General features: G+C 37.9%; 12 protein-coding genes. 5 read left to right on the top strand and 7 right to left on the bottom strand.

From position 1 onward, the window contains the following. Nucleotides 1–140: 140 nt before the first annotated feature. Together RHO14_05280 and RHO14_05275 are read right to left on the bottom strand one after the other, a co-directional pair. Entirely contained in the window at nucleotides 141–524 is a 384-nt protein-coding gene (locus tag RHO14_05280) for a hypothetical protein (GenBank protein WVD72213.1), read from the bottom strand. Between the two features lie 18 nt (nucleotides 525–542). After that, nucleotides 543–2,093: a hypothetical protein gene (locus tag RHO14_05275; GenBank protein ID WVD72212.1), complete on the bottom strand. Its 1,551-nt coding sequence runs from the start codon at nucleotides 2,091–2,093 to the stop codon at nucleotides 543–545. Nucleotides 2,094–2,291: 198 nt separating this feature from the next. Between RHO14_05275 and sat the strand changes: the two genes are divergently transcribed. The 5 genes from sat (at nucleotide 2,292) to RHO14_05250 (ending at nucleotide 9,133) form a co-directional block, all read left to right on the top strand. Beyond that, a complete protein-coding gene (sat, locus tag RHO14_05270; GenBank protein ID WVD72211.1) occupies nucleotides 2,292–3,452 on the top strand; it encodes a sulfate adenylyltransferase in 1,161 nt (386 codons plus the stop codon). 49 nt (nucleotides 3,453–3,501) lie between these two features. Beyond that, the gene (locus RHO14_05265; protein WVD72210.1) at nucleotides 3,502–4,137 is read left to right on the top strand and encodes a phosphoadenosine phosphosulfate reductase family protein; all 636 of its coding nucleotides are present in this window, start codon (nucleotides 3,502–3,504) and stop codon (nucleotides 4,135–4,137) included. A 279-nt stretch (nucleotides 4,138–4,416) separates the two neighbouring features. Beyond that, nucleotides 4,417–6,225, top strand: coding sequence for an assimilatory sulfite reductase (NADPH) flavoprotein subunit (locus RHO14_05260; GenBank protein ID WVD72209.1), 1,809 nt, complete (start codon nucleotides 4,417–4,419; stop codon nucleotides 6,223–6,225). Nucleotides 6,226–6,249: 24 nt separating this feature from the next. Then, nucleotides 6,250–7,995, top strand: a complete 1,746-nt coding sequence (gene cysI / locus RHO14_05255; GenBank protein ID WVD72208.1) for an assimilatory sulfite reductase (NADPH) hemoprotein subunit — start codon at nucleotides 6,250–6,252, stop codon at nucleotides 7,993–7,995. A gap of 184 nt (nucleotides 7,996–8,179) precedes the next feature. After that, entirely contained in the window at nucleotides 8,180–9,133 is a 954-nt protein-coding gene (locus RHO14_05250; GenBank protein WVD72207.1) for a LysR substrate-binding domain-containing protein, read from the top strand. A 35-nt stretch (nucleotides 9,134–9,168) separates the two neighbouring features. Here RHO14_05250 and RHO14_05245 read toward each other — a convergent pair whose 3' ends face one another. The 5 genes from RHO14_05245 to fruA form a co-directional block, all read right to left on the bottom strand. Further along, nucleotides 9,169–10,248, bottom strand: coding sequence for a sulfate ABC transporter ATP-binding protein (locus RHO14_05245; GenBank protein ID WVD72206.1), 1,080 nt, complete (start codon nucleotides 10,246–10,248; stop codon nucleotides 9,169–9,171). A gap of 9 nt (nucleotides 10,249–10,257) precedes the next feature. Beyond that, on the bottom strand, nucleotides 10,258–11,118 hold the full coding sequence (gene cysW, locus RHO14_05240; GenBank protein ID WVD72205.1) for a sulfate ABC transporter permease subunit CysW: 861 nt from the start codon (nucleotides 11,116–11,118) through the stop codon (nucleotides 10,258–10,260). A gap of 11 nt (nucleotides 11,119–11,129) precedes the next feature. Beyond that, a complete protein-coding gene (gene cysT / locus RHO14_05235; GenBank protein ID WVD72204.1) occupies nucleotides 11,130–11,966 on the bottom strand; it encodes a sulfate ABC transporter permease subunit CysT in 837 nt (278 codons plus the stop codon). A 13-nt stretch (nucleotides 11,967–11,979) separates the two neighbouring features. Beyond that, a complete protein-coding gene (locus RHO14_05230; GenBank protein WVD72203.1) occupies nucleotides 11,980–13,047 on the bottom strand; it encodes a sulfate ABC transporter substrate-binding protein in 1,068 nt (355 codons plus the stop codon). Between the two features lie 205 nt (nucleotides 13,048–13,252). Continuing rightward, nucleotides 13,253–14,938, bottom strand: coding sequence for a PTS fructose transporter subunit IIBC (gene fruA / locus RHO14_05225; protein WVD72202.1), 1,686 nt, complete (start codon nucleotides 14,936–14,938; stop codon nucleotides 13,253–13,255). Nucleotide 14,939: the final 1 nt, after the last annotated feature.

Below are 14,939 nucleotides of genomic sequence, written 5' to 3'. Positions count from 1 at the left end.
TTCCTTCCCTTTTGATATCATTATTGAAAGGGAATAAAATTACTCTTCAATAAATGGCTCGTATTTAAATTCGATATTAATTTTAGCGTTTTCAATATCGACGGTCACAATACAACCAACCCATAGAATTGTTGAGGACTTTATTCCCAAAAAAACGTTGTATCTTTTAATTCTACTTCTTCTACTAAAATATTTTTGCAGGTGATTTTTATAGTCATAATCGATAAATCAAGTGAGGTTTCTATAAAATTAGTGTCTGTTTCATATTTTTTTAAAGAAATATCTTGTCCATAATAACCCGATTTAGGTCCCGTATCTTTTACTCTAAAGTTTCCTCGCCAATTAGCATCAGTCTCATAATTCACTTTATAGCAGGAGAGAAAGCTAATTTTCCAACAGACATTATCGTTCTTTTCAATAAATAGATATATTTCATCACCGAAATATTTGACTTGTAGGTCTAAAATTAATAAGTCCCAATATTTTGTTTCATCAATCTTATTTTGAAGTTCATCAATAATCATTATATTATTCACCTTAATTTACTCATTTTCCCAAGGAATATGACCTGCTGAATTATTTCTTTCTACAATAATCCCTAGATTATTCAGCGAATTCCCTTTTTCATCATAAATATGCATATGTTGATAATTTGTTATTTTATCTGCTGGATCTATACGAATTCTCATCTGACCGGCTGTATCTTTTATATGAACTCTACCCTTATTTTCAAAAAATTGCCAACCTTCGGGTAAGTTATTTTTTAATTCTATCGAAGAAAGATTTATAATCTCTTTAGGGGGCAATTTGTCTAATTTATTTTGTACAACTATGTGCTCATTTAAACTGTTTTTACCTCTTGATTCGGTTTCTATGGTGATAGCCTCAAGCTTATAATGAACTTTAGTTTTAACCTCTGGCACCATCCGTTTGATTCTAGCATATTTTAACGCACGTAATGAATGGACGAAAGGCTCAACTAATGCGCCAAGCAGTAATCCTTCTAATGCGTTTTTTAATCGCCCTTCTGCTGCGCTATCATCAGGGCTAGCCTTTAAATATTCAGTGATCGGGTTTTGTAGTTCAGGGAATGATTGGATAAGGTTGGATAATCGTTCTTCATGGGGCACAAAGACGGCAAAATCGGCAACGCCACCTGCAATCATACCTTTGGTGAGTGTACCCATTTTTTTTATCGGTTTGATAAATTTAAGTGCTTTCGAAGTAGGAAGAAAACCAACCAAAAACTGACTGATACCATGCGCAAGCGCACCGGATACGGTTTGTGCTTCAGGCACTTTTTCAAATTGAAAGGGATTGGTTATTTCGACGTCAAAGTCGCGTTTAATTACCTGTTTAATGGGCGAAAGATCCCAAAGTAAATCGGATACCGATTGCGCGGCATCACGCACACCGCCGAGTATCTGTAGTGGTACATCATAATACCAAGAACGATATTCTTGCTGTTTATCAAAGACAATATCAACATACTGCGCGTTAACCGGTAAATTGATATACGCATAGCCGTTACTATCTAAATTGCCTTGCTTTACGATTGCTCGGCTGCCATGATTAAACAAGGTAAACGGTTGATTAGATAAATCTTTTACAGTTATTTCAATCCAATTATCTTCATTACCATACCTTGCAAGTTCACAGGCTTTTACTTCTTCAGGGGTTAACCTACGAGCGATTTTATGGTTAGGAAGTTTTAGAAAGTTATTTTCTGGTGCCATCATGCCTGAACAGGGGGCAACCGGTATATCAATTAGGATAGCGCGCTGCGAGCTTAACGCCTCTTTTAATGCCTTACTAAATTTTACATCATCTTTATTATAGGTATTTGTGCCGTAATATAAGCCGAGTTTTTCAAGGGTTGGGTAAAGGTTTTTACACTGGTCTTGATTATTAATACAGTGCTTAACAACGTCATCCAGCTCACTGCTATAGCGATAACGGACAGGTTTTAATTGAGTGTAATCAACAATACTTCGAGGTACTACTGAACGGCGAGGGAAAAGTGAATTATCATCAATCGGTTTTTGTAATGCTTGCCACTCACGCAGGGTCATTAGAAGGTAATATTTTATCATTTTTATTATTGTTATTTTAAATGAACGATAACGATAATCTATTTATAGTTATATGACAAGGTTTGATTAGTTTTAGTCAAAATATCTCTACAATATCCATAAAACGCATAACAGTATGCGAAATTGATATTTTGTTATTTATCGATAATCGTTTTTAATTACTACCATAAAAAAAATGATGATAAGTAAGGGAGTCTTATGAGTTTAATTTTACCGCACGCAAGTCAAACCTTAAAGCCACTGCTCGTACCACCGAATAACTTAGATGCTAGGCAACAATATGCTAAAACCTTACCTGAAATTACGCTATCAACGCGTGAAGTGGGTGATTTAGTTATGCTTGGGATCGGTGGTTTTACACCGTTATATGGTTTTATGCGCGAGCAAGATTGGCGCAGCGTGTGTGACAATATGCACCTTGCTGATGGGGTATTTTGGCCGATCCCAATTACAGTCTCCGTCAGTGATGAGCAAGCAGATCATATCAACCTTGGTGATGATATTGCGTTAAAAACGCCTGAAGGTAATCTGATTGGTTTACTAACAGTTGATAGTATTTATGAGCCTGATAAGCAGTTTGAAGCGCAGCAGGTTTTTGGTACAACAGATACCGCTCATCATGGTGTTGCGGTGCTAATGGCGCAGCCACCGATTAATTTAGGTGGTAAAGTTGAAGTCTTTAATGACGATGGCTTTAAAGCGCGGTTTGGCCAATATGCTCTAACCCCACAAGAAACTCGCGATCGCTTTGCCCTGCTAGGTTGGCAAAAGATTGCTGCTTTCCAAACACGCAACCCAATGCACCGTTCACACGAATATTTAGTTAAAACCGTACTCGAACTCTTTGATGGCGTGTTAATCCACTCGCTTTTTGGTAATTTAAAGGCTGGCGACGTCCCTGCCGAAATTCGCCTAAAAGCGATTAATACCTTAATTGATAATTACTTTGTTAAAGATAGCGTTATTCATTCTGGTTATCCGTTAGATATGCGTTATGCCGGCCCAAAAGAAGCCTTATTACACGCACTATTTAGACAAAATTATGGCTGTAGTCACTTGATTGTTGGTCGAGATCACGCTGGTGTCGGTGATTTTTATACCGCTTTTGCTGCGCAAGAGATATTTTCAGCCCTAAAAGCAGATGATTTACTCATCGAACCAATAAAAATTGACTGGACTTTTTATTGCCAAAAATGTGCAGGTATGGCATCAAATAAAACCTGCCCACACGATAGCAATTATCGGGTATTAATTTCAGGTACAGAGGTAAGGCGGCGATTACAAGCAAAAGAGTCATTACCAGTTACATTTAGTCGCCCTGAAGTAGTTGAAGAGTTATACCTATGGGCAAATAGCTAATTTAATGCAAGCAACGTGATTAACCATATAACATCAATAGGGATCAATAATGCCAAATTTAACTGAAATAAATCAAAAATTACGTAATCAATCGCCGTTAGATATCATTGAATGGGCAATTAATAAAAGTCATCAAGAGCATGGTAAAAGTATTATCAGTACTCACTTTGGGCCTTATGAGGCTGTATTATTACACCTTGTTAGCCAAGTAAAACCCGATATTGATGTAGTTTGGGTTGATAATGGTTATGCAACCAATGATACTTACCGCGCCGCCAATAAAATTATTGATCAGCTTAACCTTAATGTTCACATTTTTGTGCCTCAGCGCACACAAGCTTATTTGAATGTGCGCTACAGTGGCTTACCTGAGCTTGATACCCCTGAGCATGACGAATTTACCCAAATTTTAAAGTTAGAGCCGTTTAACCGCGCTCTTGCAACACTTAATCCGCAAGTCTGGTTTACTGCGTTACGTAGAGAGCAATCGGCGCTGCGTCAAGGATTAGATATTATCAGCCCTGCTGGGGATAATTTAATAAAAGTCTCGCCAATTTTAGATTGGACAACACAAGATATGGAAAATTATATTAAGCAGCATAATCTCCCTAATGAACTTAACTATTTTGACCCAACAAAAGGGCCACAAGGCAGAGAATGCGGACTGCATAAAGTGACGTTTTAGTCGAAATTTTACACTAAATACTAGTAGTACATTTTAGTACATATACTTTTAATTTTTCAAAATGTATTTTGTATCATTATGCCAACAGTTATCGGCGGGATAGAAAAACAGAGCTCTCCAGAGCCCAGCCCTAAAACCCGCTTCTAAACCCCGTTTTTAATTTTAATATCTACATTGGTAACGGGTATATTTAATACCATATTTGCTAAAGAAATTAGCGTAAGAGTTAACGCTTATCGGTAATGATTAAATTAGTGAACAATAGAATAAGGTTATATTATGAGCAAATATCAGCCGCCATTTAATAGTGACGAACTCGATAAAATTATCAATAATGCATCAGCAGAGCAGCTTGCTTGGATGTCAGGTTATTTGTGGGGAATCGTTGCGAAAGGCGCATTGCAAGTTGAGTCATCAACTTTACCGCAAAATCAAGTTGATAACGACTTATCAGCGGCAAATAGCCAAAAAGTTATTACCTTAGTGTCTGCATCACAAACAGGTAATGCAAGGCGAGTTGCTAGCGAGCTTAGTCGTGATTTTGAGCGTTTAGGGCTCGTATTCAACCACGTGCATGCGGCTGATTATAAATTTAAAAAAATTGATCAAGATGATATAGTAATTATTATCACCTCAACACAAGGTGAAGGCGAAGTACCAGAAGAAGCCTTACCTTTTTATAAGTTTCTTTTTTCAAAAAAAGCCCCTCAGTTACCCAATCTAAACTACGCTGTTTTAGGTTTAGGCGATTCATCTTATGTTCATTTTTGTAAGGCCGGTAAAGATTTCGACCAGCGCTTAATGCAGTTAGGCGCTAAACGTTTAGCTGATCGCGTTGATCTTGATACCGACTACCAACAAATAAGTGCAAATTGGCGACAAACAATTGTTGATAGATTAGCGCAGTCAATCAAGCAAAGTGGTGATCCTAGCAAAGCTTTGACTAACAACCGCAATATTATTGTTGAAAATAGCCAATATAATCGCGAAAACCCATTTATGGCGATGGTAAATGTTAATCAAAAAATTACAGCTAGCCATTCTGATCGTGATATTCGTCATATTGAGCTGGATCTAAGTGATTCGGGCATTTTGTATCAAGCTGGCGATACTCTTGGCGTATGGTATGAAAATAGCCCTGCATTAGTTGAAGAGTTACTAAGCTTAATGCCATTTGATAGTGAGGTTGATGTTGAACTGCACGGTGAACGCTATCGTTTAAAGCAGGTATTAATTGAAAAAATTGAACTTACTCAAAATACCCCGGTTATTATTAGCAAATATGCACAGCTGATAGCAAATAGTCAGCTATTAGCCCTTATTAGCGATAAAACTGCGCTCCGTGATTTTGCCCAAACTACCCCGATCATCGATATGATTAGTCGCTATCAAGGTGAATTTAGTGCACAAGCATTGATTGATATATTGCGTCCGTTAACTCCCCGTTTGTACTCAATTGCATCAGCACAAGATGAAGTCGGCGATGAAGCACATTTAACCGTTAATGTGGTGCAATATTTAATTGATGATAAAAAAAGAACAGGCGGTGCCTCTTATTTTTTAGCTGAGCAAATCCCCGAACAGAGCCAAATTAAAGTGTTTATCGAACCAAATGATAACTTTAGGCTACCAAGTGATAACAGTTTACCTATTATTATGATTGCAGCTGGCAGTGGGATCGCACCGTTTAGGGCTTTTATGCAGCAGCGTGCAAGTGAAGCGGCTAGTGGCGAAAATTGGCTACTATTTGGTAATCCACATTTTACTGCTGATTTTTTATATCAAATTGAGTGGCAAAGCTACCTTAAAGATGGTGTGTTATCACGTATTGATTTGGCATGGTCACGCGATCAAGCGCAAAAAGTTTACGTACAAGATAAGTTACTTACCCAAGGCGTAGATATTTGGCAATGGTTACAACGTGGTGCTTATCTCTATGTCTGTGGTGATGCCAATAATATGGCAAAAGCCGTTAATACAGTCTTATTACAAATTATTATGCAGCAAGGACAATATAACGAAGAACAAGCCAATAACTATCTTGATGAGTTAAGAAGCAATAAACGTTATCAACGAGATATCTATTAAAAGATGATTAAATGAGTGAACCTTATGAGCAATAATAAACTAAATACTCACCCTATCCATACAACGCCACCACAAAATGATGTGTCGAATTTACCGCCATCAGATGCTGAGCGTTTTAAGCGTGAAAGTAATTTTTTACGTGGTACTATCGCAAAAGATTTAGAAAATGGCATAACTGGTGGCTTTAATAGTGATAATTCACAACTTATTCGGCTACATGGCATGTACCAGCAAGATGATCGGGATATTCGCGCGCAACGCGCCGAGCAAAAACTTGAACCGCTTATCAATATGATGTTACGCTGCCGATTGCCTGGCGGCATTATTACGCCAAAACAGTGGCTTGCTATTGATAAATTTGCAACACAAGAGACTTGGTATGGCAGTATTAGGTTAACTACACGGCAAACATTCCAATTTCATGGTATTTTTAAGCGTGACCTTAAATCTGCGCATCAGCTATTACATAAGATTGGGCTTGATTCTATTGCAACTGCGGGGGATGTTAATCGTAATGTACTTTGTACATCTAATCCGATTGAGTCAGGAGTGCATCAACAAGCTTATGCATGGGCAAGTAAAATATCGGAGCACCTATTACCTAAAACCCGCGCCTATATTGAAATTTGGCTCGATGGTAAAAAGCTTGATACGCCAGATGAAGAGCCAATTTTAAGTAGTAATTATTTACCGCGTAAGTTTAAAACGACGGTTGTTATTCCGCCGCTTAATGATGTCGATGTGCATGCTAATGATCTTAATTTTGTCGCAATTGCCGAGCATGGTCAATTAATTGGCTTTAATGTGTTAGTTGGCGGCGGACTTGCAATGACTCACGGCGATAAAACGACTTACCCAAGAAAGGCTGATGATTTTGGTTTTATTGCTGTCTCTGACGCCTTAAAATTTGCCGAAGCGATTGTCACAACCCAGCGTGATTGGGGAAATCGTAGTAATCGTAAAAATGCTAAAACAAAATATACGTTAGAGCGCGTTGGCACAGAGAATTTTAAGAAAGAAGTTGAACTTCGTGCAGGCATGGCATTCTTGCCAAGTAAGCCTTATCAATTTACCGCACGAGGCGATCGAATTGGTTGGGTTAAAGGGATTGATGACAATTGGCATTTAACGCTATTTATTGAAAATGGACGATTATTAGATTATATCGATAAGCCGCTAAAAACTGGCGTTGCTAAAATTGCTCAAATACATCAAGGTGATTTTCGTTTAACGGCTAACCAAAATTTAATTGTTGCAGGAGTGCCTGCTTCACAAAAAGCTGAGATTGAGGCTATTGCAAGGCAACATGGTTTAATCGATGAGAGTTTTAGTGTACAGCGACAAAACTCAATGGCTTGTGTATCATTCCCTACTTGCCCACTTGCGATGGCGGAGGCGGAGCGATTTTTACCTGATTTTATTACCATTATTGACGGTATTATGGATAAAAATAACTTAAGTGATGATTATATTATTTTACGTGTTACGGGCTGCCCTAATGGCTGTGGCAGAGCAATGCTTGCCGAGATTGGACTCGTTGGTAAGGCGCCAGGTCGTTATAATCTTTATTTAGGAGGCAATCGTGAAGGTACGCGGATCCCAAGGTTATATAAAGAAAATATCACAGTTGATGAAATTCTAACTTGCATTGAGCAACTTATTGCTAAATGGTCAATGCAGCGTAATAAAAATGAAGGATTTGGCGATTTTGTGATTCGTACTCAGGTCATTGCCCCGGTTGTTAATTCCGCTATCGACTTTTACCTTTAGTTAGACTAACCAAATATTAATGCCTTGGGCTTTTTATACCAAGGCAAGCATTTTAACTCGCTGTTACTGTTTTTATTTACTTATACCATTACCTTATATCATTATGCCTTTATGGTATTTGTCTTTTAAACTGATGATTTTATAATCACAACATTGACCTTTCATTTAGTAGGGCTAAATCGTTATGAATTTACAGCAGTTAAGAATTATTCGTGAAGCCGCTCGTTGTAATTATAATCTAACCGAAGTAGCAAATACATTATATACCTCACAATCAGGGGTAAGCCGGCATATAAAAGAACTGGAGGATGAGCTTAATATTGAGCTTTTTATTCGTCAAGGCAAACGTCTAATTAATATGACTGAACCCGGATTAGAGCTGGTGGTGATAGCCGAACGTATTTTAAATGAAATTAATAATATTCGTCGATTATCAACGTCATTTTCCAATAAAGATGAAGGCTCATTAGTTATCGCTACAACCCATTCGCAGGCCCGCTATATTTTACCTAACATTATTAAGCGTTTTAGAACGCAGTTTCCGCTAGTTAATCTTATTATCAATCAAGCGTCATCTGAAGATATTGCCAAAATGTTACTTTCTGGCGAAGCCGATATTGCGATTGATAAACAAAAAATGGAGAGTCATTCGATTGTTACTTATCCGTTTTATCGCTGGCATTATGCTGTCATTGCACCTAAAAATCATCTACTTGCGAATGAAAAGCAAGTGAGCTTAGATATGTTAAATGCATTACCACTCATTACTTACCGAAAAGGCGTATACCCTCGAAATAGTATTGATAGCACGTTTTTTTCGGCAGGATTATCACCGAATGTTATTTTAAATGTGCAAGATTCTGATGTGATTAAGACTTATGTTGAAGCGGGAATGGGGATCGGTATTTTGGTCGATAAAATGTTTGATCCGCAGCAAAACCCTGATCTTGTTAAAATTGATAGCGCACATTTATTTCCCTCGCATGTGACATGGATTGGCCTTAAACGTTATCAGTTGCAGCGTAATTATGTTTGGCACTTTATCCAATTATGTAATGACGCGCTTTCAATTGATAAGATAAAAGCACAAGCACTCTCTAGTGAAAATAAAGTCGATATGATTGAGTATCAAATTTGATCAACTAACAATAGAGAGCACTATTTTGTTCTGGTTTAAATCATAAATTCAAACAATTGGTCTTGCACAAAGATGTTAATTAGCAAAGGTTGTAGGTAGATCTGATCACCAATTAGAAAATCATTTTGTTGATAATCCTGATAACTAATCGATACATCGATATTTTTGGGCTGATTATTAAGAGAAACCTCCATAAATACCGTTGGCCCAGCAGTGTGTAAGCGAATAATTTTACCCCCCATGCTATTGTCACCAGCCAGTTTAGATACACTTATTTCATGAGGACGGACATAAGCGACAACCGCTTGATCTTGCCAGTTACCCTGAGACTGCATGTCTTTACAAAAATCACCAAGATACAAACGATTGCTATCAATATTGCCATGAATTAAATTAACATCCCCTAAAAAGTGAGCAACAAACGCCGTTTTAGGCTGTTTATAAACTTGTTCTGGCGTATCAATTTGTTCAATTTTCCCTTCATTCATTAAAATAATTTTATCAGCAACTTCTAGCGCCTCTTCTTGATCATGGGTCACAAAAATACTCGTCACGTTAATCTCGTGATGGAAATCTCGTAGCCAGCGGCGTAGCTCTTTACGCACTTTTGCATCGAGCGCACTAAATGGTTCATCAAGCAGTAAGACTTTTGGCTTAGTTGCTAATGCACGTGCTAGTGCAATGCGCTGGCGCTGGCCACCAGATAGCTGATCGGGATAACGATCAGCTAATGTATCAAGTTTAACCAGCTCAAGGAGCTCTTTAACGCGCGCTTTTATGGTGTTTGTATCATCTCTTTGTGCTTTTGGTTTCATTTTTAAGCCAAATGCCACATTATCGGCAACTGACATATGACGAAATAGTGCATAATTTTGAAATACAAAACCAATATCTCGCTGCTTAGCATTTAACATAGTGACATCATTACTATCAAAATAGATTTGCCCATTTGATACCGATTCAAGGCCTGCTATAATCCGTAATAAGGTGGTTTTCCCACAACCTGACGGTCCTAATAATGCAGCTAATTCCCCTTGTTTAATGGTGAAGTTAATATTTTGTAATGCCTTAAACTGGCCGAATTGTTTATCGATATTTTTTACAACAATGCCCATCTTTGTCACCTATTTATGTGTTGAGATATCTTGGCATAAACGATTCTCAGTCCATTGCCTTAGTAAAAGTAAAACAAAAGACATAATTAATAATAAAATTGCGACACTAAATGCCGCTACGATATTGTATTCGTTGTATAAAATTTCAATTTGTAAGGGCAAGGTATTAGTATAACCACGAATATGCCCTGAAACGACAGATACAGCGCCAAATTCGCCTAGCGATCTTGCTGTGCACAAAACGACACCATGCATTAATGCCCAGCGAATATTTGGTAAAGTTACGTGATAAAATATTTGCCAGCCATTAGCACCAAGTACACTAGCCGCCTCTTCATCTTTGCAACCTTGTTGTTCCATAATCGGAATAAGCTCCCTTGCAACAAAAGGGACCGAGACAAAAATAGTCGCCAATATAATTCCTGGAATAGCATAAATAATTTGTATATTAAAGTATTGTAAATAAGGGGATAACCAACTTTGTGCGCCAAACAAAAGCACATAAATTAAACCCGCAACAATGGGGGAGATTGAAAAAGGTAGATCGATGATGGTTATCAATAATTGTTTACCTTTGAATTGGTACTTAGTTATCGCCCAAGCGGCACTAATGCCAAATAAAATATTTAACGGCACGGCAATACTTGTCGCAATTAAGGTTAATTTGAAAGCTGAAAATGTGTCTGCCTCGGTTATCACTTGCCAAAAAGCACCAAAACCATTAGCGAGTCCTTGAGTGATAACAATACATAGTGGTAATGCAAGTAGCAGTAAAAACAATATGATCGTCAATAAGATTAGTAATATCGGCAATAATGCTAGCGATTTTTGCCTAATAAATAATGATGTTAACTTGTCAATTATTGCCATTTTAGCCTCGATTATCTAACCTTAACTATCGCACGATTAAGTCTGCGCTGAATCAAATTCATAATAAAAAGTAAAATAAAAGCGATAATTAACATGCAAATACCAATCGCCGATGCTGCCTCGTAAGCGTATTGATCGAGTTTAGATACAATGAGTAATGGCAGTATTTCGGTTTTAAAGGGAATATTGCCAGCAATAAATACCACCGAACCATATTCACCAATCCCCCTTGCAAATGCTAAGGTAAAACCAGTGAGCCAAGCGGGCAAAATAGCAGGTAAAATAACGTAAATAAAGGTTTGCCTTGGCGTTGCACCTAATATTTTTGCTGCCTCTTCAAGTTCATGCGGTAAATCCTCAATCACGGGCTGTAACGTGCGGACAACAAAAGGCAACGTAACAAATAGTAATGCTAAGGTAATGCCAATTGGTGTATAGGCAATTTTGATACTAAAGAGTTGACCTATTGGGCCGTTTTTAGCATAAATCGCAGTCAGGGCAATACCTGCAACCGCTGTTGGTAAAGCAAATGGCATATCAATGCACGTATCTATTATTTTTCTGCCCAAAAAACGGTAACGGACAATTACCCATGCAAATAATAAGCCGATAAAAGCATTTAATAGTGCACTGGTTAATGCGGTAGTTAATGATAATGATAAGGCGATTAAAAACTGTTTGCCGGTAATTAATTTGATCCAATTTGCTAATGACAACTCTGTAGAATAAATAAACAAGCAAAATAGTGGAATTAATACAATGATACTTATATAGGTCAACGTAAAACCTAACGTTATGCTAAAACCCGGTATTATTCGAACTGTTTTTTTTGATAATGTGCGTTGCATAATAAACCTTTATTTACTCATTGATTTGCTCAAATATGGCATCAAATATTGCACCATCATCGAAATATTTTTTTTGTACATCTTGCCAACCGCCAAAATATTCATCGATGGTAACTAATCGTAATTTAGGAAATTGCTCAGCATACTGGGCTAAAATGACTGGATTAGTTGGCCGATAATAATTTTTAGCAATAATTTGCTGCGCTTCATCACTATATAGGTAATCAAGGTAAGCTTGTGCTTGTTTGCGTGTTCCTTTCGCATCAACAACTTTATCAACAATTGCAACCGGTGGCTGCGCTAAAATAGATACCGATGGTGTTATAATCGTTAATTCATCGCCACCTTGTTCGTTAAGTGCTAGATATGCTTCATTTTCCCATGCAAGTAAAACATCACCTAGTTCACGCTGCACAAAACTTATCGTTGCGCCCCTTGCGCCAGTGTCTAAAATAGGCGCATGACGATAAATTTCAGTTACAAATTGTAATGCTTTTTCATCACTTACGTAATGCGACTTAGCATAAGCAAAAGCAGCTAAGAAATTCCATCGAGCGCCACCTGATGTTTTGGGATTTGGCGTGATAACTTCAATGCCTGGTTTGACTAAATCATCCCAATCTTTAATCTGTTTAGGGTTACCCTTACGAACTAAAAAAACAATCGTTGAGGTGTAGGGCGTACTATTATTCGGTAATTTTGATTGCCAATTTTGATCAATCAGCGGTTGGTACCGGTTTAAAGCATCAATATCACCCGCTAACGCCAACGTTACCACATCTGCTTGTAAACCATCAATTACTGAGCGCGCTTGTTTACCCGAGCCACCATGCGAATTTTTAATGGTTAATGCTTCACCAGTTTGATTTTGCCAGTGTTTTATAAATGCTTGATTATAGGATTTATATAGTTCACGTGTTGGATCGTAAGAGACATTAAGTAATTCAATAGACCAAGCGTTATTAATATAAATAATTGCTGAAAATATAATCCCTATTTTAAGTAATAAGGCTTTATCTAACCAGCTGCCTGATAATGAGATCAAGCGACGAGGCCATTTTTTTATTAAAATTTGTGCCATATTGCACCTCAAACAAGGAGTTAATTACACTGTTTCGCAGTGAGATGCAATGATTACAACAAATAACAGATAGATACGGAAACAATTATTTTGCATTTAGATAGAACAAAAATAGATATGAATAGTAACGCTAGAAAATTTTTTGACAATAAAAAAGCAAAATTTTTCAATTTTGCTTTTTTTGATAATAAATTGTTTTACGTTATTAAGCGATAGCTTCTTGCTCAACTTTAGCGTCAGGTTTCTTAATCACCGCATAGATAACCGCAGCCACAACAGAGCCGACTACAATTGATAGTAGATAACCTAAAACAGGTGTTATCGCACCCGGTATAGCAAGTACAAATAAGCCACCATGAGGTGCCATTAATTGTGAACCAAATGCTAATGACATACCACCAGTGATAGCACCACCAATAACACAGCTAGGTAATACACGTAATGGATCTCTTGCTGCAAATGGAATTGCCCCTTCAGAAATAAAGCATAAACCTAGGACAAATGCTGCTTTACCACTTTCTTGTTCTGCTTTACTAAATTTATTGCGCGCAATAAAAGTTGCTAAGCTCATTGCTAGTGGCGGCACCATTCCGCCGGCCATTACTGCGGCCATTGGCGCATATTGCTGAGCACTAAGTAAGCCAACCCCAAAAGCATAAGCCACTTTATTAATCGGCCCCCCCATATCAATACACATCATACCACCGAGTATTGCTCCAAGGATAACAGCATTCGCAGTTTGCATTCCACTTAACCATGCTTCTAACGCTTTCATAATATAAGCAATTGGCTCACCTAATATGAATATCATCGCCAAACCAACAATGAGGCTTGATAATAATGGTAGAATTAAAATTGGTTTTAATGCTTCAAGGCTTTGAGGTAGCTTAATTGCTCTGGTTAATAATAACGTTAGGTAACCAGCTAAGTAACCGGCAACAATCCCGCCTAAGAAACCTGCCCCTATAGATGTAGCAAGCATACCACCAATTAACCCTGGAACTAAACCAGGACGATCTGCGATAGAAAATGAAATATAACCAGCAAGAACAGGAACCATTAAAGCAAGTGCGGTGCCGCCACCTATTTTACCAAGTGCTTGCGCCAGTGCACCTTCTTGAAGGATCCCGCCCACAGCAAATGATAGTGCAACGATAAGCCCACCCGCAACCACCATAGGTAACATATAAGAAACACCCGTTAACAAATGTTTATAGGCATTTTTCTTTTCTTGAGAGGCCGCTGGTGATTTTGAAGATGACGTTGGCTGATAAAGAGCAGCTTCTTTAAACGCTTTATCAAATTCTTGTGCTGTCTTTTTAAGTGCTGGTCCAGTTTTTGTGCGATACATGAGTTTGCCAGCAAACTTGCTTAAATCAACGTCGATATCACACGCAACAATCACAATATCAGCAGAGGCGATTTCTTCGGCTGTTAGCTCATTACCAACGCCAACTGATCCGCGAGTTTCAACTTTACACCACCAACCACGTTTTTTCGCTTCGGCTTCAATCGCCTCGGCAGCCATAAAGGTATGTGCAACGCCCGTTGGACATGCAGTTACGGCAACAATACGCTTTGTTCCACTATTTGATGGACTAGGCGCAACTTGGCTTGATTGCTGATAAGTTACCGCTTGAGCTTTTGCATCTAGTAACACTTTATTCGGATCCGCAAAAAGTTCATCCAAATTAGTCACTGTGTAAACTTTTTTTCCAACAATACTGTTATCTGATGAGCTTCCTTGACCGATTAAAATGGTTACATCAGCTAAATCTGATTTATCAACAATGGTAATATTAGACTCTTTAGCCGCTAATATTAATTCTGCTTTTGCCAGTCGCCCATTTACCGGGCCTACTTGGCTTGCATTAACAATATATAAGTTCATA

Source organism: Orbaceae bacterium lpD04 (genome assembly GCA_036251935.1).
In the GTDB taxonomy this organism is placed as follows: Bacteria; Pseudomonadota; Gammaproteobacteria; order Enterobacterales; family Orbaceae; genus Orbus; species Orbus wheelerorum.
The sequence above is the reverse complement of the archived record's forward strand: the minus strand, read 5'-3'. Positions and strand labels throughout refer to the sequence as shown.